General features: G+C 67.2%; 16 protein-coding genes. 6 read left to right on the top strand and 10 right to left on the bottom strand.

The features are described from left to right. The first annotated feature begins 35 nt into the window (after positions 1–35). From GJ654_RS04465 to GJ654_RS04440, 6 genes are all read left to right on the top strand, one after another. A complete protein-coding gene (locus tag GJ654_RS04465; protein ID WP_155444916.1) occupies positions 36–4,040 on the top strand; it encodes a beta strand repeat-containing protein in 4,005 nt (1,334 codons plus the stop codon). Between the two features lie 286 nt (positions 4,041–4,326). Further along, entirely contained in the window at positions 4,327–5,661 is a 1,335-nt protein-coding gene (locus tag GJ654_RS04460) for a TolC family protein (protein WP_155444915.1), read from the top strand. A gap of 170 nt (positions 5,662–5,831) precedes the next feature. Beyond that, positions 5,832–6,731, top strand: coding sequence for a hypothetical protein (locus tag GJ654_RS04455; RefSeq protein ID WP_155444914.1), 900 nt, complete (start codon positions 5,832–5,834; stop codon positions 6,729–6,731). A gap of 138 nt (positions 6,732–6,869) precedes the next feature. Next, positions 6,870–7,478, top strand: coding sequence for a hypothetical protein (locus tag GJ654_RS04450; protein WP_155444913.1), 609 nt, complete (start codon positions 6,870–6,872; stop codon positions 7,476–7,478). Positions 7,479–7,670: 192 nt separating this feature from the next. Continuing rightward, positions 7,671–8,144 carry a nickel-responsive transcriptional regulator NikR gene (nikR, locus tag GJ654_RS04445; protein WP_155444912.1) on the top strand — a complete coding sequence of 158 codons (474 nt, stop codon included), beginning with the start codon at positions 7,671–7,673 and terminating at the stop codon, positions 8,142–8,144. Between the two features lie 346 nt (positions 8,145–8,490). Beyond that, complete coding sequence (locus GJ654_RS04440; RefSeq protein ID WP_155444911.1) at positions 8,491–8,784, top strand: hypothetical protein; 294 nt, start codon at positions 8,491–8,493, stop codon at positions 8,782–8,784. 107 nt (positions 8,785–8,891) lie between these two features. Here GJ654_RS04440 and GJ654_RS04435 read toward each other — a convergent pair whose 3' ends face one another. From GJ654_RS04435 to GJ654_RS04390, 10 genes are read right to left on the bottom strand one after another with little or no spacing between them, the layout of a single operon-like run. Further along, positions 8,892–9,785 carry a (Fe-S)-binding protein gene (locus tag GJ654_RS04435; protein ID WP_210350805.1) on the bottom strand — a complete coding sequence of 298 codons (894 nt, stop codon included), beginning with the start codon at positions 9,783–9,785 and terminating at the stop codon, positions 8,892–8,894. 13 nt (positions 9,786–9,798) lie between these two features. Next, entirely contained in the window at positions 9,799–10,809 is a 1,011-nt protein-coding gene (locus tag GJ654_RS04430) for an FAD:protein FMN transferase (RefSeq protein WP_155444910.1), read from the bottom strand. Between the two features lie 21 nt (positions 10,810–10,830). Further along, positions 10,831–11,685: an FAD-binding oxidoreductase gene (locus GJ654_RS04425; RefSeq protein ID WP_155444909.1), complete on the bottom strand. Its 855-nt coding sequence runs from the start codon at positions 11,683–11,685 to the stop codon at positions 10,831–10,833. A 10-nt stretch (positions 11,686–11,695) separates the two neighbouring features. Further along, positions 11,696–11,965, bottom strand: coding sequence for a hypothetical protein (locus tag GJ654_RS04420; protein ID WP_155444908.1), 270 nt, complete (start codon positions 11,963–11,965; stop codon positions 11,696–11,698). Between the two features lies 1 nt (position 11,966). Next, complete coding sequence (locus tag GJ654_RS04415; protein WP_155444907.1) at positions 11,967–12,548, bottom strand: electron transport complex protein RnfA; 582 nt, start codon at positions 12,546–12,548, stop codon at positions 11,967–11,969. Then, a complete protein-coding gene (gene rsxE, locus GJ654_RS04410) occupies positions 12,538–13,233 on the bottom strand; it encodes an electron transport complex subunit RsxE (RefSeq protein WP_155444906.1) in 696 nt (231 codons plus the stop codon). The genes GJ654_RS04415 and rsxE overlap by 11 nt, the downstream gene beginning before the upstream one ends. Beyond that, positions 13,230–13,940: an FMN-binding protein gene (locus GJ654_RS21110; RefSeq protein WP_210350804.1), complete on the bottom strand. Its 711-nt coding sequence runs from the start codon at positions 13,938–13,940 to the stop codon at positions 13,230–13,232. The genes rsxE and GJ654_RS21110 overlap by 4 nt, the downstream gene beginning before the upstream one ends. After that, complete coding sequence (locus tag GJ654_RS04400; protein ID WP_155444905.1) at positions 13,937–14,977, bottom strand: RnfABCDGE type electron transport complex subunit D; 1,041 nt, start codon at positions 14,975–14,977, stop codon at positions 13,937–13,939. Before GJ654_RS04400 ends, GJ654_RS21110 begins: the two co-directional genes overlap by 4 nt. Next, positions 14,974–16,323 carry an electron transport complex subunit RsxC gene (gene rsxC / locus GJ654_RS04395; protein WP_155444904.1) on the bottom strand — a complete coding sequence of 450 codons (1,350 nt, stop codon included), beginning with the start codon at positions 16,321–16,323 and terminating at the stop codon, positions 14,974–14,976. The genes GJ654_RS04400 and rsxC overlap by 4 nt, the downstream gene beginning before the upstream one ends. Before the next feature lie 7 nt (positions 16,324–16,330). Then, positions 16,331–21,346, bottom strand: a complete 5,016-nt coding sequence (locus tag GJ654_RS04390) for a 2-oxoacid:acceptor oxidoreductase family protein (RefSeq protein ID WP_210350803.1) — start codon at positions 21,344–21,346, stop codon at positions 16,331–16,333. Positions 21,347–21,476: the final 130 nt, after the last annotated feature.

Raw genomic sequence — 21,476 nt, 5'->3', positions numbered from 1 at the left:
GGTGAATTGCGCCCCTGACGAGCACAGCGCGACCGATGACCCTTGTCTCCTCCCTTTCCAACGCCAGGATTTCGGCGCTTTCCACCGCCGTGATCGCGGCCTTGACGACTGACGACGTCGCGAGCCTGAGCACCAGCCAGGCCTCCGCCCTGACCAGGGCGCAGATCGCGGCGTTTGGAACCCAGCAGATCGCGGCATTCTCCGCCCCGCAGATCAGCGCCGTCTCCATCGCGGCGATCACAGGACTGTCGTCCGCCCAGACCCAGGCCTTGACCACCGAGGAGATCGCGGGCCTGAAGAGCGCGCAGGTCGCGGCGCTTTCAGCGACCGACATCGCGGCGCTGGGCACGGATCAGACCGCCGCGCTCGGAACCTCACAGGTTCAAGCCCTGACGATCGGGCAGATCCGGGCCATGAGCACGGATGACATCGCGGCGCTCTCCACCGCGCAGGTCGCCGCCCTTGGCCCCGGCGTCCTCGGGGCCCTTAGCGCCGGACAGGTCGCCGCCCTGGGCTCCGCCGGGTTCGCCGCCTTGACCACCCGGCAGGCCGCCGCGCTGACCATCGCCCAGACCTCGGCCATGACCTCGGACCAGGTCCAGGCGCTGGGAACCGCCCAGCTCGCCGCGATGGGCGCCACGCAAATCGCCTATCTGGGCTCCAGCAACATCGCCTTGCTCTCGACCGACCAGATCGCCGCCCTGTCGACGGCGGCCATCGCCAGGCTGAACGCGGTGGAGATCGCCGCGCTGAGCACCGACCAGACGACGGCGCTCGGCTCCGCGCAAGTGGCGGCGCTCTCGCCGACGCAGCTCAGATCGCTGTCGACCGCCGCCGTCGCGCTGCTGTCGACGGCGAGCGTGGCGAGCCTTTCGGCCGCCAAGATCGCCGCGATGACCACCGCGCAGATCGTCGCCCTGACCACCGAACAGGCCGCGGCGCTGGGCTCCGCGCAGGTCGCGGCGCTCACGGCGGCGCAGATCAAGGCGCTTTCGACCGACGACATTGCGCTGCTGTCGTCCTCGGACGTCGCGGGCCTTGCGGCGGTCAAGGTCTCGGCCATGAGCACGGCGCAGATCGCCGCGCTGACCACCGACGTCATCGCCGCCCTGAGCAACAGCCAGATCACCGGCCTCACCGCGGCGCAGATCGCAATTCTGTCCACGGACCAGGCGGCCGCGCTCACCTCGTCCCAGGCGCAGGCGCTTTCGGCGACGCAGATCAAGGCCATGAACACCGCCGACCTCGCGACCTTCTCCACGTTGGAGATTGCCGCGCTCAGCGCCGGCGCCATCGCCGCGCTCAACTCCGACCAGATCGTCGGCCTGGGGACCGACGATGTCGCGGCCCTGACCACACGGCAGGCGGCCGCCCTCACCGGCGCGCAGCTCGCCGCGCTGACCACGGACGAGGCGCAGGCGCTCGGGACCGCCCAGGTTCACGCGCTCAGCGGCGCCCAGGTCGCCGCCCTCGGCTCGGCCAACGTCGCCGTGCTGCGGACGGCGCAAATCGCCGCCCTCTCCACGTCGGCCGTCGCCCGGCTGAGCGCGGCGGAAATCGCCGCCCTGAGCACCGATCAGGCGATGGCGCTCGGCTCCGCGCAATTCGCCGCGCTCACGCCGGCGCAGATCGGCGCTTTGCGCACGGATACGGTCGCGCTGCTCTCGACCACGCAGATCGCCAGCCTGTCGGCCGCGAAATTCGCGGCGCTGACCACGGCGCAAGTCGGCGCCCTGACCACGGATCAGACGATTGCGCTGGGCTCCGCGCAGATCGGAGCGCTCTCGGCGGCGCAAGTCCGCGCGATGCGGACCGACGATGTCGCGCTGCTGTCGTCTTCGCAGTTCGCCGGCCTGGCCCCGGCCAGAATGTCGGCCCTGTCCACCGCGCAGATCGTTGCGCTGAGCACGGAGGTCATCGCCGCCCTCAACGTCAGCCAGACCGCCGCCATGGGCACGGCGCAAATCGCCGCCCTGACCACGGACGAGACGCAGGCGCTCGGAACCGCCCAGATTCATGCGCTGGGCGCGGCCCAGGCCGCGGCGCTGGGCGCGGCGCAAATCGCCGTCCTGTTCGCGAGCCAGGTCTCGGCTTTGTCAAACGCGGCCGTCGCCGGCCTGACGACCGCCCAGGTCGACGCGCTGACCCCCGACCAGGCGCTGGCGCTCGGAACGTCCCAGCTTCATGGGCTGAGCGCGACCCAGGCCGCCGCCCTGGGCTCGGACACGCTGTCGGTGCTGCAGCCAAACCAGATCGCCGCCCTCTCCAACGCGGCTGTGGCGGGCCTCACCACCGCGCAGGTCGCCGCGCTGAGCCTCGACCAGGCCATGGCGCTCGGCTCCGCGCAGATGGCGGCGCTGACAACGGCGCAAGTCGGCGCCCTCGGGACTGAAGCCGTCGCGCTGCTGTCGACCGCGCAGGTCGCCGGCCTCGCCCCGGCCAAGATGGCGGCCCTGACCACGGCTCAGGTCGCCGCCCTCAACCTGGATGTCTTAGCGTCGCTGAGCAACGCACAGACCGCGGCCCTCACCACCGGCCAGATCGCCGCGCTGACCCTGGACGAGGCGCAGGCGCTCGGGACCAATCAGGTCCATGCTCTGAGCGCGGCGCAAGCCGCCGCCCTCGGCTCGGCCGCCGTCGCCGCGCTTCAGCCCGACCGGATCGCCGCCCTATCCAACGCGGCCCTATCGGGCCTGACCACCGCGCAGATCGCCGCGCTCAGCGCCGACCAGACCGCCGCGCTCGGCTGCGCGCAGGTCGCGGCGCTGGCGACGGCTCAAATCGCGGCCCTCGACGCGGACGACGTCGCCAGCCTGTCCTCCGCCCAGTTCGCGGCGCTGGCCACATCGACGATCGCCCTCCTGTCCACCGCGCAGGTCGCCGCGCTGAATCTGGAGGTCGTTTCGGCCCTGACCGGCGCGCAGACCAGCGCCCTCACCGCGACGCAAATCGCCGCGCTGACCCCGGACCAGAACGCGGCGCTGAACGACAGCCAGCGCTCCGCCCTGCTGGCGACGCAAATCAACGGCATGTCGACCGCCGAGGTCGCGGCGCTCTCCAACGCGCAGATCGCCCTGCTCGGCACGGCCAGCGTCGCCAGGCTCGGAACCGACCAGATCGCGGCGCTGGGCTCCAGCAATATTGCGGCCCTGAGCGACGACCAGGTCGCGGCGCTCACCACCGGCCAGCTCGCCGCCCTGACCACGCAAGAGGCGCGCGCGCTCGGGACCGCTCAGGTGGGCGTGCTGAGCGCCGCCCAGGCCGCCGCCCTCGGCGCCGGCGCGATCGCCGTCATGGGGACGGGCCAGATCGCGGCGCTGTCGACCGCGGCCGTCTCCGGCCTGACCAACGCGCAGGTCGCCGCGCTGACCACCGACCAGACCGCCGCCCTCACCGCCGACCAGCTTCAGGCGCTGTCGCCGGCCGCGATCGGGTCGTTGAGCACGAACGACATCGCGACGCTCAATGCATGGCAAATCCAGGCCCTGTCCTCCGCCGAGGTGGGGGCGCTCGCGGCCGGGCAGATCGGCGTGTTGAGCAGCGACCAGACCGCCGCGCTGAGCACGAGCCAGGTTTCGGCGCTCGGCTGGTGGCAATTGCCCCATCTCTCGGCCTCGGCGCTCGGCGCCTTTTCGGACACGCAGGTCAGCGCGCTGTCGCTCGGCGCCATCGTCGGGCTGAAGAGCGCGCAGGTCTCGGCCCTTTCGACGCTTCAGGTCTCCGGTCTCGGCGCCGGCCAGATCGGCGCCATGTCGTCCGCCGAGATCGCGGCGCTGACGACGGCGCAGGTCGGCGTCCTGACCCCCGAGCAAACGGGGGCGCTGACATCGAGCCAGATCGGGGCGATGTCGACCGCGAGTTTCGACGCGTTGAGCACGGCCGACCTTGCGGCGATCTCGGCCCAGGCGGTCGCGGGGCTGACCACGGCCGAACTCGCCAGCCTGAGCACCGAGCAGGCCTTGGCCTTCACCAACACGCAGCTGCAAGCGATGACCAACGCGCAGGCTGCGATCATCATGGCGGCTTACGGGGACGTCTGATACGGTTTCCGCACGATCGCTTCGCGATCCGCGAAAACGAAATCGCGCGGAAATCCGCCAGGCGAAGGGCGGATTTCCGCGCGAGCGGAATAGGATTTCCGAACCGATCCTTCGGAAATCGTATGACCCCGTCACCCGATCCGGGAGGATGAACGCGCGGTCTTCAATGCCGCGCGAGGCGTCGCGCCAGCGCCAACGGACATGCGCCGCTGCGGAAATCGGCGGCTTGCCTTGTCCGACGCGTTCGGGTTAACGCTTTTTTAATCAACCTGAACCGGCCGGGCGGATGACAAGACCTGTTTTCATCGCGGCGCTGGCCGGCCTCTGCATTGGGCTCTGCGGGTGCGAGTCCTATTCGCCGCGCCCGCTGAACCTGACCGCCGTCCCGCAGAACCCGCCCGAGCTGCAAAAAGGCGGCCGCCTGAGTTTTCGCGACCTTGACCGGCTGGTTCTGGAGCACAATCCCGATCTCCGCGCGGCGCGGGCCAAACTGGGGATTTCCCGCGCGCAGCTGATGCAGGCCGGCGCTTTGCCCAATCCCCAGTTCAGCGTCGCCGCGCCCTTCTTCGTCGGCGGCGGCGACGGGGTGAGCGGTTACGGCCTCGGACTGTCGCAAGACCTCAAATCCCTGGTGCTGCGGCCCGCGAAAATCGAGGCGGCGGCGAATGCGGCGGCGGAAATCGACGCCGCCCTGTGCTGGCGGGAATGGCAGACGATCGGAACGGCGCGCCGGCTGTTCGTCGGTCTCGCGATGGGCGAGCGGGCGCAGAATTTGTTTTCGCGCACGCGAAAACTTGTGGAGGCGCGTTTTGCCCGCGCGAGCCAGGCGATGAACCAGGGCAACGCGCCCTCCGCCCTGCTCTCGCCCGACCTGAGGGCGGCGGCGGAGGTGCAAAAGCTCGAAAACGACCTTCAGCGCGCCCAACTCGCCCGCCGCCATCAGTTGAACGCGCTGCTCGGCCGCGAGCCCGAAGCGCCGCTGTCGCCGGTGGGCGCGACCGCTCCGCCCCTGAACGCCGCCCGCGTGCGCGAAAACCTGCAAAGTCTCGCGGAGCGGCGGCCCGACCTGATCGCGCTGCGCTACGGCTATCAGTCGCAGGACGCGCGGCTGCGTCAGGCCCTGCTCGCCCAGTTTCCGAACGTGACCTTCGGGCTCGCGGGCGGACGCGACAACAACGGCCTCTTCACCATCGGCCCGCAGGCGACGCTGGAGCTGCCGCTGTTCGACCGGAACGAGGCCGCCATCGCCCGGGAGCAGGCGACGCGGGAAACGCTGCGTCTGGAATTCGAGGCGCGGCTGACGGCGACCACGGGCGAAATATCCGCGCTGCTGTCGGAGCAGGCGCTGGCGGAGCGCCAGCTCGCCGACCTCAAGCGGCGCATGACCTCGGCAAGGGCTTTCGCCAAACAAGCCGACGCCGCACACGGCAAAAATCTTCTGGATGATCGCTCCTGGCAGGAGACGCAGTTGACCCTGTTCACGCTGGAGCGCGAGGAGCTGGAGCTGGAGCAGAGCCTGCTGGTTGGGCAGGCCGCGCTGGCGACGCTTGTGGGCGACGGTCTTCCGCGAATTCTTATGGAAAACCCTTTGGTTGAACCTCCACAGGCCAGCGCGCTATAGTTTCGAAAACGTCGGGAGCGGATTTGGACACGCAGGCAAAGACGAAAGGACGCGTCGCGGCCGTTGTTGTCCTGTGCGTCGCGGCTCTCGCCGGCGCCTGTTTTTCTTTTTTTTCGCATGGACGGCCCCCTGTCGCCCCAAAGGCCGAAGCGAAAGTTGACGCGCCTGCTTTGCCCGCCGGCGTCGCGGCCATCGTCATCGTCGACGACGACGATCAGGAGCGCGGCGGCATTGTCGCCGAGACTCCCGCCGAGACCGACGACCAGCCGCAAGTGCGCGCCTATGGTCTGATCAAACCGCTGGACGGGCTAACCAACCTGTTCAACGCGACCGGCGCGGCGAAACAGCAGCTCAAGGCGGCGGAAATCAGGTTTGAGGCGGCGCGCGCCGCCGCCGCCCGCGCCCGCGACTTGCAAAAGGTCATGCCGTCGGCCGCGTCTCAGGCGGAGACGGCCGAAGCCGCGCTCAAACTTGAGGGCGCCGGCGTCGAGACGGCCAGGGAGCAGCTCCGGGCGCTGCGGACTCAGGCCATCCAGGATTGGGGCGCCCGGCTTGGCGAAGAGGCGGCCTCGCAATCGGCGCTCGCCGAAGACCTCGTCCTGCGCAAGGCGATGCTCGTGCAGCTCACCCTTCCCGCCGATCTCCCGCCGCCGCCGCGCCTCGCCCTGACCCTTGGCGGCGAGCCCGTCGAAGCGCGCCTGCTGTCGCCGGCGACCCAGGCGGATTCGCGGCTGGCCGGCCCCGGCTTTTTCTACGTCATGCCGGCGATTTCAGCCGCCCTGACCGGCGCGTCCGTGGTCGCCGCGCTGCCCAAGGGCGCGCCGCGCCGCGCCGTCGCGATCAAAGCCTCGGCCGTGGTCTGGCAGTCCGGAAAACCCTGGATCTACGTGAAATCAGGCCCGGACCGTTTCGAGCGCCGAGGTCTTGGCGAGGGGGCGACGCCGACGCCGGACGGCGGCTACGCGCTCCCCTCCTGGCCGAAAGGGCGGGCGCTGGTGGTCGAGGGCGCGCAAGCGCTGCTGTCCCAGGAGGCGAAAGCGCAAAAGCGCGCCGACGAGGACGACGACTGATTTTTTTGGCGGCCCGCCCATCACCACATCGTGACCGCGCCTGCCGTGATTTCGCCTTGTCTCCAAATCCCGGGCAGGCGAAATTTTGTCCGGGCTCGGGGGGGCCTCGATTCAGCCCCATCGCGGATGAGGTGGAACATGGGCGGTCTGTCGAAAGGCGTGGTCTTGATTGCTGGCGCGCTTGTTTCCATGAGCGCACCGGCCAGCGCGACGAATTTTTGGGAAGACTTGTTCGGCCTTCCCCCAACGCGAACCGAAGTTCCCAGCGTCGGGGCGAGCGCGCCTGATCGGGCGAGCCAACCGCGCCGCGCCAAGGCCAAGGCGTCCTCGGGCGTCACCATTCGCAACCACGTCAGAGTCGTGGTCAATCACGGCGGCGGCGACGCGATCGCCCAGGATTATTTGAAGAGCGCGGAATTCAAGCAGCTTTTCAACTCCACCGCGCCTGGCGCCACCAAGGAGGCGCTCAACACCCTGCTGCGACACGATTCCACCTTGCAACCGGGCGACGCGGTGGTGACCCGGACGGGTGTGGTGGTGCTCGACGGCGAAAAGCGGAAATTCGCGCCGGCTTCCAAAGCGTTCGACCGAAGCCTGCGGGAACGGCTGCTCGCATTCAGTTTGCCGAAGTCGGCGCCGCAGGAGCGGCCGGTTATTCAGACCGCGTCGGACGAGACGCATGTGCCGCTGGCCTTCAGCATCAGGGTCTCTGACGGCCAGCCGATCCGCTATGTCGGGGGCCTGTGATAAGTTTCCGCAAGATCGCTTCGCGATCCGCGAAAACGAAATCGCGCGGAAATCCTCCAGGCGAAGGGCGGATTTCCGCGCGAGCGGAATACGATTTCCGAACTGATCGTTCGGAAATCGTATGAGCCCCCAAAACTTCCATCACGCGCGCGCATGCTTTAACCTGCCCGAAACGGCCAGGAGAAAAGCGCGATGCAGAGGATCACGGTGACGCTCGACGACGACCTTGTCGAGGAACTCGACCGTTTCCAGCGCGAAAAGGGCTATCAGAACCGCTCCGAAACCCTGCGCGATCTCGCCCGCGCCGGCCTGAACCAGAGGCGCGCCAATGAGGCCCGGGGGGCTTGCATGGCGGCGCTGGTCTATGTCTACGATCACGAAACCCGGGCGCTGGCGAAGAGGCTGGCCCACGCCCAGCACCACCACCACGACCTCTCGGTGGCGACGCTTCACGTTCATCTCGACCATGACTCCTGCCTCGAAGTCGCGGTGTTGCGGGGGTCAAGCGGCGAGGTCCGCCATTTCGCCGAACATGTGATCGCCGAGCGCGGCGTGCGCCACGGGCAACTGATGATCATCCCCGTCGATGTCGCGTCGGAAACCCACGCCCACGGCGAAGAACAGCCCCACAGCCATTCTCACGCCCACGTGCGCGAAGGCGGTTAGGGCGTTTTCGAGCGAAGTGGATGCCGGTTCGCTTGAAACTCTAGCTGCGCGGGCCGTTGGAACGAGCGGCCTGAGCGCGTCCCCTTGTGATTTGAAGATCGGCGATTCCGATGGAGTCGCCGATGCGGTGGCGGTCGAAAGATCATGACCCCTTGGGACGCCAAGCCCGTGGAAGAGCGAGGTTCTTCGTCCGCCGTTCCATCGAACCCGAACAGCCGCTTGGGCCGCTTGCGAAGCCCGGTTGCGCAAGCATGGGCTGAAATGGACGCTTCATACGGTTTCCACAAGATCGCTTCGCGATCCGCGAAAACGAAATCGCGCGGAAATCCTTCAGGCGAAGGGCGGATTGCCGCGCGAGCGGAATACGATTTCCGAACTGATCCTTCGGAAATCGTACGAGACGCTGCGACCCAAGCGGCGCGCGCTCGGCCGCCAGACCGAGGGCAGCGAACGACGAGAGCCGCTAAGCGTCGAGGACACCCGCCATGCCGTGCAGGACGCGCGCAGGCGCGGGCGAAGCGTGTTCCGCGTCGCTATCGACAAGCCAGATGCGCGCCAGCCTCCCCCAGCTGTTGGCCCCGCGGGATTTTCGCTGGTGTCGCAACCGGAAAAACTGGCAAGCGCCCTGCCCCGGATCTAGCGGCATCCGGTGGGGTGAGCTTGACGAATCGCCACGCCGTCATTGCGATGCGCGCGAGCCGCGTTGGCGCTCGCGCCGCAGAATTTCAACTTGGCGCTCGGCGCCGTTCAGACCCCCGCCTTCAGCGGCAAGTCGTCGTGGCGCAGAATTTTCTTCGCCGCCGCGCCGCGCTGCGGTTCGCCCTTGTCGTCGTACCAGACGATGGCGCCGGTGGCGCAGCGGTCGATGAACGCGCGCTTGCCCTCGCCGATACGAGCGATGTCGATTTCGACAAGATTGTCACGCACCGTAAGCAGGCCCGGCGGCGCGTCGGCGACGCACTTGCCGCAGGCCGTGCAGGCGACTTCGCAAGCTGCCTCGGCGAGGTCGCCTTCCGCGCGGCTTTTGCAGGCCACCCACAGCTTGTCCTTGACCAGGGCGAGCGCAAACAACCCCTTGGGACAGGCGGTGACGCAATCGTTGCAGGCCGTGCACTTTTCCTGGTCCACCACCGGCAGACCATGCGCGTCGAGCGTGATCGCGCCCTGCAAACAGACCGTGGCGCAATCGCCGAGCCCCAGGCAGCCCCAGCCGCATTCCTTGCCGCCGCCGCTGACCACCGCCGCGGCGCGGCAGGTGGAGAGCCCCACATATTTCGCGCGCAAAAAGGCGACGTGACGCCCGCCGGCGCAGGCGAGCCGCGCCACGCGCTTGTCCACGGCGCCCGCCTCGACGCCGAGATAATGGGCGACGGCGGCGATCTGCGCCGGGCTGCTCACCGTGCAACGCGCCGCGACCACTTCGCCCAACACCAGTTTTTCCGCGAAATCGCGGCAGCCGGCGAGACCGCAGGCGCCGCAATTGCTCTTGGGCAGCAGCCCGTCGACTTCCTCGATGCGCGGGTCCTCATAGACGAACAGCTTCCGGTTCGCCAAGGCCAGCATCAGCGCCAGCAAACCGCCGAGCCCGGCCATGAAGACGCCGGCCATGCCGACGACGCCCAACTGCCCCAACTGCTCCACGAAACGATCCTCCTCAGGCGCTCAGCGCCGGCAAGCCCGGCGTTTGCCAGCGCTGGCCGTTCTTTCCGATAAGAAGCGCGTCCACGCCCGGCAGGGTCGCGGCCAGCGCCAGAGAGCGCTCCGCGCCCAGCACCATGAAGGCGGTGGAGAGGCCATCGGCCTGCAAGGCGGTCGGCGCCAGCACCGATGTGCTCGCCAATTCCAGCGGCGAATGGCCGGTCTTCGGATCGAAAATATGGTGGTTGACGAAATCGGGCGTGAACCAGGTCTCGTAGTCGCCCGAGGTCGCCAGCGCCCGCCCGTCCACGCCGAGCCGCGCCGCCAGCTTTTCGGACTCGCGCGGGTCCTGCACGCCGAGCACCCATGGCTTGTCGTTCTGCTTACGGCCGAGCGTGTCGAACTCACCGGCGTCGATCAGCGCGTGCTCGATGCCGTGGCGACGGACCGCCAGCAGCGCGCGGTCGGCGGCATAGCCCTGCGCCACGCCGTTGAGGGTCACCGCCATGCCGGGACGACGCAGCCGGACGGCCTCGTCGGACACGTCGAGATCGCGCCAGCCCACAAGGGCGCCCGCGTCGCGAACCGCATCAGCGGACGGCAGACCACCCCGCGCCTTGGCCTGCGTGAACGCATCCCACAGCGGCTGCACGGTGACGTCGAAGGCGCCGCCGGCGCGGTCGGCAAGGTCCTGCGAATAGCGCAGCACTTCAACAAGCCGCGCATCGGGCGCCAAAACCTCCCCGGCGCGGTTGAGCGCGACCACCTGGCTGTCGTCGCGATACAGGCTCATCAGCTTGTCGACGCCCTGCACTTCCGCGAGCGCGTCGGCCAGCGCGTTTTTCGCGCGCGCGGCGTCATGGTCCAGCACGAGCAGCGACACTTTTGTGCCCAGCGCGCGACCCGACAGCGAAAACGGTTGCAGCTCACGGGCATGGGCGACAGACGCCACGGCGCCAAATCCGGCCAGCGCGGCCACCGAGCCGAGGCCCAGCGAGGACCAGATCATCTTGCGGCGGTTCAACATTCGAAAACTCCGGATTCCGGCTCAATACAAAACTTCGTGCCAGCGGCCCTGCGCCTTGAGCTGCGCGCAGCGCGCCTCCCAAGCCTCAGCGGACCCTACGACCTGCGCCAACGCCTTGTCCACCAGCGGCAACAGGGCTTCGGGACCGGCAAGGAAGACATGCGTGCGCGCGTCCTGAACCATCGACCAGACCTCGCCGGCATGCGCGACCAAAGCAAGATCCATCGCCGGAGGCGCATCGAACGCGGGACGCGGGCTCACCGACGCAAAGGCCTTGAACGTCGGCTGGTCGTAGTAAAGGCCGAAGTCGTCGTTTTCCTTGTTCTGGTAGAGCATCTCCAGGCCGCTGCGCGCGCCGTGGAACAGCATCACCGGCCCCTTCCAGCCGCCGAGTTCGTCATAGATGCGGCGCACCAGCCCGCGGAACGGCGCGACGCCCGTTCCCATGCCAATCATCAGCAGCGGCGCCTCGCGGTCTTCCGGGATCGGGAAGGGATGGCCGATGGGTCCGGTGAACTCGACCTCCCCGCCGAGCGGCAGGTTGCACAGATGGTTCGAGGCCACGCCGTCGTAACGCTCGCCATTGAAATCGTCGATCACATGGCAGCGGCGCACCAGCAGGTCGAAACCCATGCGCCCGCCGAGCGACGGCTCGAGATCGGCGATGGAATAGAGGCGCTCGTGATAACGCTGGCCGAACTGGCCGGGCGCGCGCACGCGCAGGCACTGGCCGACGCGGCCGTTGAAGGACGCGTCGACGGCGAAGCGCAAACGGCGCACATCCTCGGGGGATTGCGGCGCGGTGATGCGGTCATTGGACACCAGCGTCGCCAGCCAGAGCCGGGAGTCCTCGGCCGTTGCGGTTGACAGGGTCATGGACGGCTCCTCATTGAACAAGGGATTTGGCATCGAGTTGGCCAGGCTTGCACGACGTGTTGGCGCAAGCCTCGCAGCCTTCCGCCGGCTTTTTCGTCACAGGCTTTTCGGCCAAAGGCGACGGCGCGTGCCCGACGCCGCCGCAGCCGCCGCCGACCAGCCGCAGCGGGCCGGCCTCGGGATGCAGTTCGGCGACATGGCGGGCCATGCGCTGCACCTGGATCCAGCCCAGCATCAGCGCCAGCAGCAGGGACATGGCGGCGATCACCTGGATCAGCATGTCAGCCTCCCAGTCCGGCAAAGCCCATGAAGGCCAGGGACAAAACCCCCGCCAGCATCAGGACCAGCACGGTGCCCTGCACCGCTTCGGGCACGTCGGCGAGTTCGACGCGCTCGCGCACGCTGGCGAGCAGCGTCAGGGCAAGGGTGAAGCCGATGCCGCCGCCGACCGCAAAGGTGAGCGATTGCATGAAATCGTAATCGCGCGCCGTCTGGAACAGAGCGACGCCCAGCACCGCGCAATTGGTGGTGATCAGCGGAAGATAGATGCCCAACGCCCGAAACAGCGGCGGATAGTGCTTTTTCACATACATTTCAACGAGCTGCACCGCCGAGGCGATCACCACGATGTAGCAGATCAGCCGCAGGAATTCCAAATGCGCCAGCCCCAGCACCCAGTTCAGCAGATAGGCGCTGAGCGAGGCGATGATGATGACGAAGGTGGTGGCGAGGCCCAGCGGAAAAGCCACGGCGACGCTGTGCGTGACGCCGAGGAACGGGCACATCCCCAAAAACATCGCCAGAACGAAATTGCCCGACAGAATGGTGGTGAGAAGAATCTGGGCGAGGGACTCACGCGCCATGACAGGCTCCCGAAGTTTTCAAGGCGTCGGCGGCTTCGACGGAGGCGGCGTCGGCCTTCATCTGCGAACGACGGCGCAGGATGGAGAACAGCAGCAGCCATCCGGCCATGACGAAGAACCCGCCCGGCGGCAGCACCATGACCACCCAGGGCTGGAAATGCTCGCCGAACAGCGGAATGCCGAAGAAGGCGCCGGCGCCCAGAATTTCGCGCACGCCGCCGATCATCACCAGGCTGAGCGTGAAGCCGAGCCCCATGCCGATGGCGTTCATCGTCGCCTCGACGGGCGGGGTGCGCGCCGCATGGGCCTCGGCGCGGCCGAGCACCAGGCAATTGGCGACGATCAGCTGGATATAGGCGCCGAGCGCCTCGTAGAGGTCGAGGCTGATCGCCTGGATCGCATAATCGGTCACGGTGACGAAGGTGGCGATGATCACGATATAGGTGGCGATGCGCACCTCCTTCGGGATCATTTTCCGCATCAGCGACACCAGGAAGCACGAGGCGGCCAGGACGAAGGTGGTGGCGATGCCCATCGACAGCGAATTCATCGCGGTGACGGTGACGGCCAGCGTCGGGCACATGCCGAGCACCATGACGAACACCGGATTGCGCTTCCACAGACCTTCGGTGAACTCCTCCCAGGTGCTGGGCGGGGCCATCAGGGACGAAACGGACTCGCTCATGGCTTCTCCAGTCGGTCGAGTTTGGGAACGAGGCGCGGCAGCAGCACTTGCGCGGCCTCATTGATGCCTTTGCCCACGGCGCGCGAGGTGATGGTGGTGCCGGAAATCGCGTCGATCTGCCATTTCTCCGTCTTGGTGCCGTGCTTCACCACCTTGACCTCGTTGGCCAGCGCCGTCAGCTCGTCGTTCAGCCGCACGTCCAGCGCGTTGAAGTTGGCCAAAAAGTCCTTGTCGGTAAGGATCTTGTCGCCGATGCCGGGGGTTTCGCGCATGGAGACGACGCCGATGCCGACAATGCACTGGCAATCTTTTCGGTAGCCGAACATCACGCGGACGATGTCGGCGTAGCCCTTGGCCGCACCTTCAGCGGCGATGCCGTCGAGCCGTCCCTTTTCGTCATAGGCCGCGTAGAATCGGATCGCGCCACTCGGCGGATCGCCTTCGCCAGCCGGGACAATGTCGCCATTGGCGAGCGCCAGGAAGGGTTTGACGATCTTGGCGTTCGGCAGCACCTTCACGACCGCGCGCTCGGAGGCGAGACGCCGGTTGTCCTTGGCGCGGTCGAGCGTCAGCAGATAGCTGGCGACGATGATCAGGCCGCAGACGGCCGACACCACGCTCAGCGCGCGTAAAAGGGTGAAAGTCGGCGTCGCATGCGCCAGCGCATCCGTCTCTTGCGGCTGCGAAGTGGTGTCCGGCGCGCTCACGCTTTGGTCTCCTTGGTGGGCGCCGTGCCGAAGGCCGGCGGTTGCGTAACCCGTTCGATCATCGGCGTCGCGGCGTTGCCGATCAGGATGGCGTACATCACGCCTTCAGGCAGGCCGCCGGAATAGCGGATGATCACGGTCAGCGCGCCGATCAGCGCGCCATAGACCCACATCCCCCGGGGCGTGACCGGCGAGGTCACCATGTCGGTGGCCATATAGACCGCGCCGAGCATCAGGCCGCCGGAGAACAGCACGAAGCCGGGCTCGGGGAAGTGCTGCGGGTTGAGCGGGTAGAGCGCGGCGGCGAGCAGCGCGGCGCTGCCCAGCACGGCGGCGGGAATGCGCCAGTCGAGATAGCCGCGCCACGCCAGATAGGCGCCGCAGGCCAGGATCAGCAGCGGCGAAGGACCGACCGCCAGATGTCCCGACAGCGAGGTCAGAAGATCCCAGTTGCTGGCGAGCACGCCTTCGAACTTCCAGCGGGCCAGCGGCGTGGCGCTGCTGACGCCGTCGAGGTGCGAGGCCGCCCAGGCTGTCGTATCCGCCGGGGTCATGAACGGCAGGGCGAGGCTCGAGGGAATGAATTCGGAGAAGCGCCCCGGCATGAACGACGGCGTGTAGGTGGCGATGGCGGTCGGAAACGCCGCCTGGACGAAACCGCGCCCGACCAGCGCCGGATTGAACAGGTTGTGGCCGATGCCGCCGAAGATCGCTTTGCCAAGCCCAATGGCGACGAAGCCGGCGACCGCCCCCATCCACAGCGGAAAGCCCGCCGGCAGGGTCAGCGCGAGCAGAATGCCGGTGATGGTCGCCGACCAGTCGCCGAGGTCGCCCGATTGCCGACCGAGCCGCAGAAAGAACTCCTCCGCCGCCAGACAGGCGGCCGTGACCACGACGAGCGAAGCCAGGGCGGAAATGCCGTATTGCCAGATGTAGAAGGCGCAGATCGGCAGCAGCGACCACACGACATTGCGCATGATCTTGACCACCCCACTATCGGCCTTGATGTGGGGCGCGGACCGGATTTCGACGCTCATGCCGCCTTCTCCGGCTTGCCGCGCAACACTTGTTTGGCGACGCGGAACTGCTGCACCAGCGGAATATTGGCGGGGCAGACATAGGAGCAGGTGCCGCATTCGAAACAGGCGCCGAGCCGGTAGTGGTCGGCCATGGTGTCATACTGCCGCTTGGCCGCGAGCATGCCGAGCGTGGACGGATTCAATCCCATCGGGCAACTTTCAACGCACTTGCCGCACTTGATGCACGGGAAACTCTTCTTGGTGGACGGAGCCTCGAGGTCGCGGGCGCGGAACACGAGAATGCCCGAGACGCCCTTGGTGATCGGCGCGTCGAGGCAGGCCACAGCCTGCCCCATCATCGGGCCGCCGAAAATCACCTCCACGCCCGCTTCCGGCGCGCCGACATAGTCGAGCAGGAAGCGCAGCGGCGTGCCCATCGGGACCAGATAATTGCCGGGCCGCGCCACGGCGTTGCCGGCCACGGTGATGACGCGCTCGATGAACCCGCGTCCGCGCGGGGCGAGCGCGCCCATATAGGCGAGCGTCGCGACATTCTGCACATAGGCGCCGACCGAATAGGAGCGCGCGTCCGGCGGCACCTCGCGGTTCAGCAGGGTCTTGATCAGCATTTCGCCGGCGCCCTGCGGATATTTGGTCGGCACGGATTCCACCGTGATCTCGCCGCCCGGCGGCAGCGCGGCGCGCAAGGCCTCGACGGCGTCGGGCTTGTTGTCCTCGACGCCGATGATGGCGCGCGGATTTTTCAGCAGGCGCCGCGACATGGCGATGCCCTTCATGATGTCCTTGGCGCGCTCCACCATGATGCGATGGTCGCTGGTCAGATAGGGCTCGCATTCGCAGCCGTTGACCACCAGCGTGTCCACCGGAAACTCTTTTGGCACGCGCAGCTTGGCGTGGGTGGGGAACACGCCGCCGCCCAGGCCGACGATGCCGGTGCGCTGCACCGCCGCGATCAGGCCGGAATCGTCGACGTTATCGAGATCCTGCGGTTCCTCCCATTCGACGCTCTGCGGCGAACCGGGCAGCGCGCGAATGATCACCGATTCCGTCCACAGCCCGCCCGAGGTCGGGTTGAGACGGATCGCCTCGACCACGCCGCTGACCGGCGCATGGTGCGGCACGGAGACAAACCCATCCGCCTGCGCGAGGGGTTGGCCGCGCAAAACCTCCTGGCCGACCTTGACGATCGGCTTGGCGGGGCGCCCGACGTTTTGCGACAGCGGCACGATCAGGCGCGGCGCGAAGGGCACGCGCGTGATCGGCATGCCCGCCGTGCCCTTGTGTTCGGGCGGATGGATGCCTCGGGCGAAGGCCTCGCCGCGAAGAAAAGTGAAAAGCTTCATCGAGGCCTCAATTGAACTTTTTCGCGCGGGCGATCAGTTTTTCAAGATTCTTCTCGCCGGCGTCCCAGGGCGTGCCGGGATGCACGCATCCGGCGGCGCACCGCTCGGCGCTCTTGACGATGTCGGCGTATTTCGCCCCCTTCGGGTTGGTCACGACCGCGAGCTTGGCGTCGTTATAGGCGAACACGCCCGGCGCCTGGTCCATGCATTCGCCGCAGGCGGTGCATTCGGGCGTATCGACATAGACGGGCTCATAGTCCGGAAGGCCCTTCGCGGCGGGCGCGGCGGCAGGCGCCTCCGCGACCGGAGCCGGCGCGGGCGCCGCAACAGGCGCCGGAGCCGGAGCGGGAGCGGGAGCCGGCGCGGCCAGCGCGGGGACCGGCGCGGGCGCGGGCGCGGCCGGGGCCGGCGCGGAGCCGCCCAGGTTGAGGCCGAGGCTGGTGAGGCTGGCGCTGATTCGCCGCGTCAGATCGTTGCGCACGCGGTCGGCCACGGCCGCCTCGTCGAACGCCGGCTTGCCAACGACATCCTTGAGCTGCCGCCAGAACTGCAACCGCTCCTCGCTGGCCTTGACCAGCTCCTTGGCCACCACGAGACGCATCAGGCGGCCCTTGGCGTCCGTCGCCCAGATATAGGGGAACAGGCCGTCGCGCTCGTCGGCGGACATGCCGAGCAGCTCGGCCAGCGGAACCATGGAGTCGTTCCAGGTTTCCGGCGGCGCCTTGCGGAAGTGTTTCGCAAACCGCGCTTCCGTCGCCGCGAAATCGGCGAAGGTCACGTGGGTGTGCATCTTGCCCTTGGCCCCGGCCTCGTCGACATATTTCAGCACATAGGACGGCCAGTCGGAATCGACCGACGGGTTGCCCTTCAAGCTCGCGCCGGCGCTAAACGTCTCGCCCGCGTCGGGATCGTAGCGGAACAGCGGATAGGCGCGGCTTTCCACCGCCAGCTTGCTCTGCGCGATGCTGCGATCGTCGCCCACGCCATGTTCGGGCGGGCACACCGCATAGATGTTGAACAAAGCGGGACGGCGCGAGTTCAGACCGTCGATATAGCCCTCCAGCAGGTGGGTGACATGGGCGATCGTGCTCTGCAAAACGAAGGAGGAGCGGTGCGCCATGGCGATCAGGCTGATCTCCTTGCGGATTTCGGTCTTGCCATGCTGGGCCGAGCCATAGGGCGCCATGTCCGACACCTGGCTGACGAAGCCCGACGTGCAGGCCTGCCCGCCGGTGTTGGAATAGACCTGAGTGTCGACCACCAGCACCTTGATCGGCTTGCCGGCCATCATCATGCGCGACAGGTTCTGGAAGCCGATGTCATACATGGCGCCGTCGCCGCCGAGGCTGACGACCGGCGGACACAAATGCCATTCCTCGTCGGTGAACTGCTCGTAGGTGAAGCGGTTGAAGAAGTCGCGGTCGCGCTCTTCGACATAGGCGCCCTTCAGCTCCATCTCGGCCATGCGCACGGCCTTGAACCCGTCGGCCATCTTGGCCATGTGGCCCTCGAACAGGCCCATGGCGACCGACGGCGAGTCCTGGAACAGATGCGAGGTCCAGGGGAAGGGATAGGGATGGTAGGGATAGGTCGAGCCCCACACCGACGTGCAGCCGGTGGAGTTCACCATGCCCATGGAGGCGCGTCCGCGCTGGGTCGGGCCCTCGACATAGCGCCAGCGCAAGTCCTTCAGCGATTCCAGCAGTTTCGCCGCGCGCTTGACCCAGGCGGGGTCGAGCGGACGTGACGGTTTGCCGTCGTTGAGCTTGTCGGCCAGCGTCGACAGGGTGAGGTCATGCGGCGCGGCGGATTCGACCGCGCGCACCACGGCGCCGGTGTCCGACAGGTCCACCGCTTGCGCCAGCTCCAGCCGCATGTGCTGTTCGAGATCGGCGACCAGCTTGTCCAGCTTGCCGACGAAGGCTTTGACGCGAGGCTGCATCAGCGCCTCGACCGTCGAGGTGAACAGATGGATCGCGGTCTTCTCGCCGCAGCCGAGGCAAGCGCCGTCGCCGCAGGTCATGGCGTTGTAGTTCGCCTTGTCGAGCAGCAGGGTTTCGAGCGCGCCTTCCTTTTCGTTCAGGTTCTCGATGCGGCTGAACTCCGGACCGGTCGTGGGCAGGTCGAGCCAGAAATTCCAGTCGCGGCGCAGGCTATCCACCGAATCCTCAGTCTGGGTCTCCATCTTCAGCGCGCCGTCGGCGCACACGTCGACGCACAGGCCGCAGGCCTTGCAGGTCAGCGGATTGATGGTGATCGAGAACAGGCCGCCGCTGCCCGGCGCCTTCTTTTCCCGCTGGCGCCAGTAGAGCGTCGGCGCGGCGAAGTCGAACGAGCCCAATTCAACCTTGAGCAATTCGAATTCGGCCTCGATCGCGGCGCGCTCCTCCATCGGAGCCTCGTCCAAAACCTGGTCGAGCGCCTTGTCGATCAGCGGCCGCACGGCGACATTGCCATTCGGGCCAATCAGGCCGCGCAGCTTGCGTTCGGCGGCGCGCGCCGAGCGACGCAGATATTTGGTGGGCGTGCCCGAGCGCTCGACGCGGGCGAGCGCGGTCGCGAACACGTCGCTGACGCTGTTGACGAGACCGGGAATCGCGCTGTCCGGGCAGACCGTGTAGCACTTGGCGCAGGCAGAGCACTTTTGCGCGTCCCACACCGGATGCTCGAAGCGGATGCCGGTCATGTCGCGGAAAATGCCGGACGCGGCGGGAATCAGCGACGCGCCGATGAAGGGATCGAGCAGATTGTCGCTGCCCTTGCCGGTGGCGTAGAAATGGCCGGTCTGCTCCCAGAAACGGTGCATGTCGGCGACCGGCGGCAGGCTGCTGTCGCCGGCCGGGCAGCTTTTCAGCATGATCGGCAGACCGCCGCCCTTCGCCGTCAGCGCCGGCGTCGCGCCCACGGGCTTGTGGGTGATCTCGTGAATTTCGGTGAAGCCGCGCCGCACCACGGTGAGGTTGTTCGCCACCACGCGCGCGCCCTTGGAGCCGAATTTGGCTTCAAGCTGCTTTTCAATCGCCGTGAACAGCTTCTCTTCACTGAGGCCCGCGTTTTCCTGCACGTTCGAAGCGTGGAAGAAGGCCCCCTGGAAGGCGTTGCCCTGCATGCGCAGCTGCAATTCGGCGCTGCCGGCCTCCTCGCGGGCGATCTTGAAGGCGTCGAGATAGAAGACGCGCAATTCGTTGTCGACGATCTGCTGCTGCGCCCAGCGCGGGAACGAGGCCCAGGTGTTTTCATCCAGATTGCTCTGGATGATGAACACGCCGCCCTTCTTCAGGCCGGACAGCGGGTTGGAATGGCCGAACACCGCCGGATCCGGCGACAGAACCACGTCCACATAGACATATTCGGAATTGACCCGGATCGGCTCCGGCGCCGCCGACAGATAATAAGTGGTCGGCTGCCCCTTCTTTTCCGAACCATATTTCGGATTGGCCTTGATCTCCCATCCGAGCAGTTCGAACAGGGTCATGGCGAGGTTTTTGCCGGTGGTGATCGCGCCCCAGCCGCCGATCGAATGCATGCGGACGGTGATCGCGCCCTTGGGCATCAGGTTGGGGTTTTCGCTGCCGCGCACCACCATTTTCGCCGCGCTCGGATAGGCGGCTTGATACGTCTGCTGGTGCAGCTCGTCCTTGGGATGGCCGGGCTCGCGCGCGACGTCCACCGACAGATAATAGAAGGAGCGCTTCGAGCCGGTCGGCAGCATGTTTTCGACCGCGCCGATCAGGGCCTCCGGCTGGAGGTCGCGCGAGCCCAGGCCGTAGCAGCCGGAATAGAGGCGCGGCATTTCATGCGCGGTCAGCGCGGGATAGCCGGGGTGCGACGGCGCGATGGAGCTGTTGGCGTCAAAGCCGTTTTCCAAGGCCTTGTGCAGCGCCGCGCGCACTTCGCGCATCAGCGGCAGGTCTTCGGCCAGCGGCTGGTCGGTGCGCTCCAGCACGGCGACCCCCTTTTTGCCGCGCAGGATTTTCGAAACGAGATCGCCGGGGAACGGGCGGAACATGGTGAGGTTCACCACGCCGACTTTCAGCTTGCGGGTTTCGCGCAGATAATCGGCGACGGCCTCGGCCTGCACCACCATGCTGCCCATGCCGAAGATCACGTAGTCCGCGTCGTCGGTCTTGTAGCCGCTCAACCGCCCATATTTGCGGCCGGTCAGCTCCGCGTACTCGGCCATGCAGCGGTCGGCGAGCGGCTGCACCTCGTCGAAGAAATAGGGACGCTGCGCGGCCACCGCCTGCATGTAGGCGTCCTGATTCTGCACCGAGCCCGAGGCCATGGGCACGTCCACGTCCCAGATGGCCGGCACGCGGCGGCGCTTCGGCCCGTAGAGCATGGCCTGCGCCTGGGTGGGCGTGTCGATGAGGTCGTCGGGCTTGCCCAGATATTCAGCGACCAGCTCGCGCTCGGGCAGCGTCACCGATTCGATCAGATGGGTGGTCAAAAAACCGTCCTGGCCGACGATAGCCGGGGTCAGCGACAGTTCCGCGAGTCTTCGCGAGATCAGGTTGAGGTCGGCGGCCTCGGTGGCGCTCTTGGCCATCACCTGGATGAAGCCGGTGTCGTCGATGCAATGATAATCGTCATGGCCGGCGTGGACGTTGAGGCTCGCCTTGGTGATGGCGCGGCAGCCCATGTTCAGCACATAGGGCAGGCGCTTGCCGACGGTGGCGTAGAGGCTCTCGTGCATGAAGGCGATGCCCTGCCCCGACGAGAAATTGGTGGCGCGCAGGCCGGTCATGGCCATGCCGGCGGTCACCGCGGCGGCGGCGTGCTCGCTTTCCGGCTCGACGAAGATCAGCGGACGGTCGCTGACATTGAGGTGGCCGCTCGCGGCCTCCTCGGCCCAATACTCGCCCATTTGCGTGGAGGGCGTGATCGGATAGGCGCCGGCGGCGTCGGAGGCCTCGCGCTCGACATGGATGATCGCCGTGTTTCCATCGACCGCGTCGCGGAGGCCCGGGTATTTCACCGCCTTCACCTCGGGAGCGGGGCCGGCGCCGGTGAGAGAGTCCATTATCTTCTTCAGCATCATCTCAAGTCCTCGACGCGCACACGCCACGCGCGGTTGATTTTTTACTATTCACAGTTTGACCGAATTCATCTGCGACATAAGGGCGCACTACGTAAGGGGGCGCAGCCCGGAC

Origin of the sequence: Rhodoblastus acidophilus, from assembly GCF_009720655.1 — a bacterium.
GTDB lineage: Bacteria > Pseudomonadota > Alphaproteobacteria > Rhizobiales > Beijerinckiaceae > Rhodoblastus > Rhodoblastus acidophilus_A.
The sequence above is the reverse complement of the archived record's forward strand: the minus strand, read 5'-3'. Positions and strand labels throughout refer to the sequence as shown.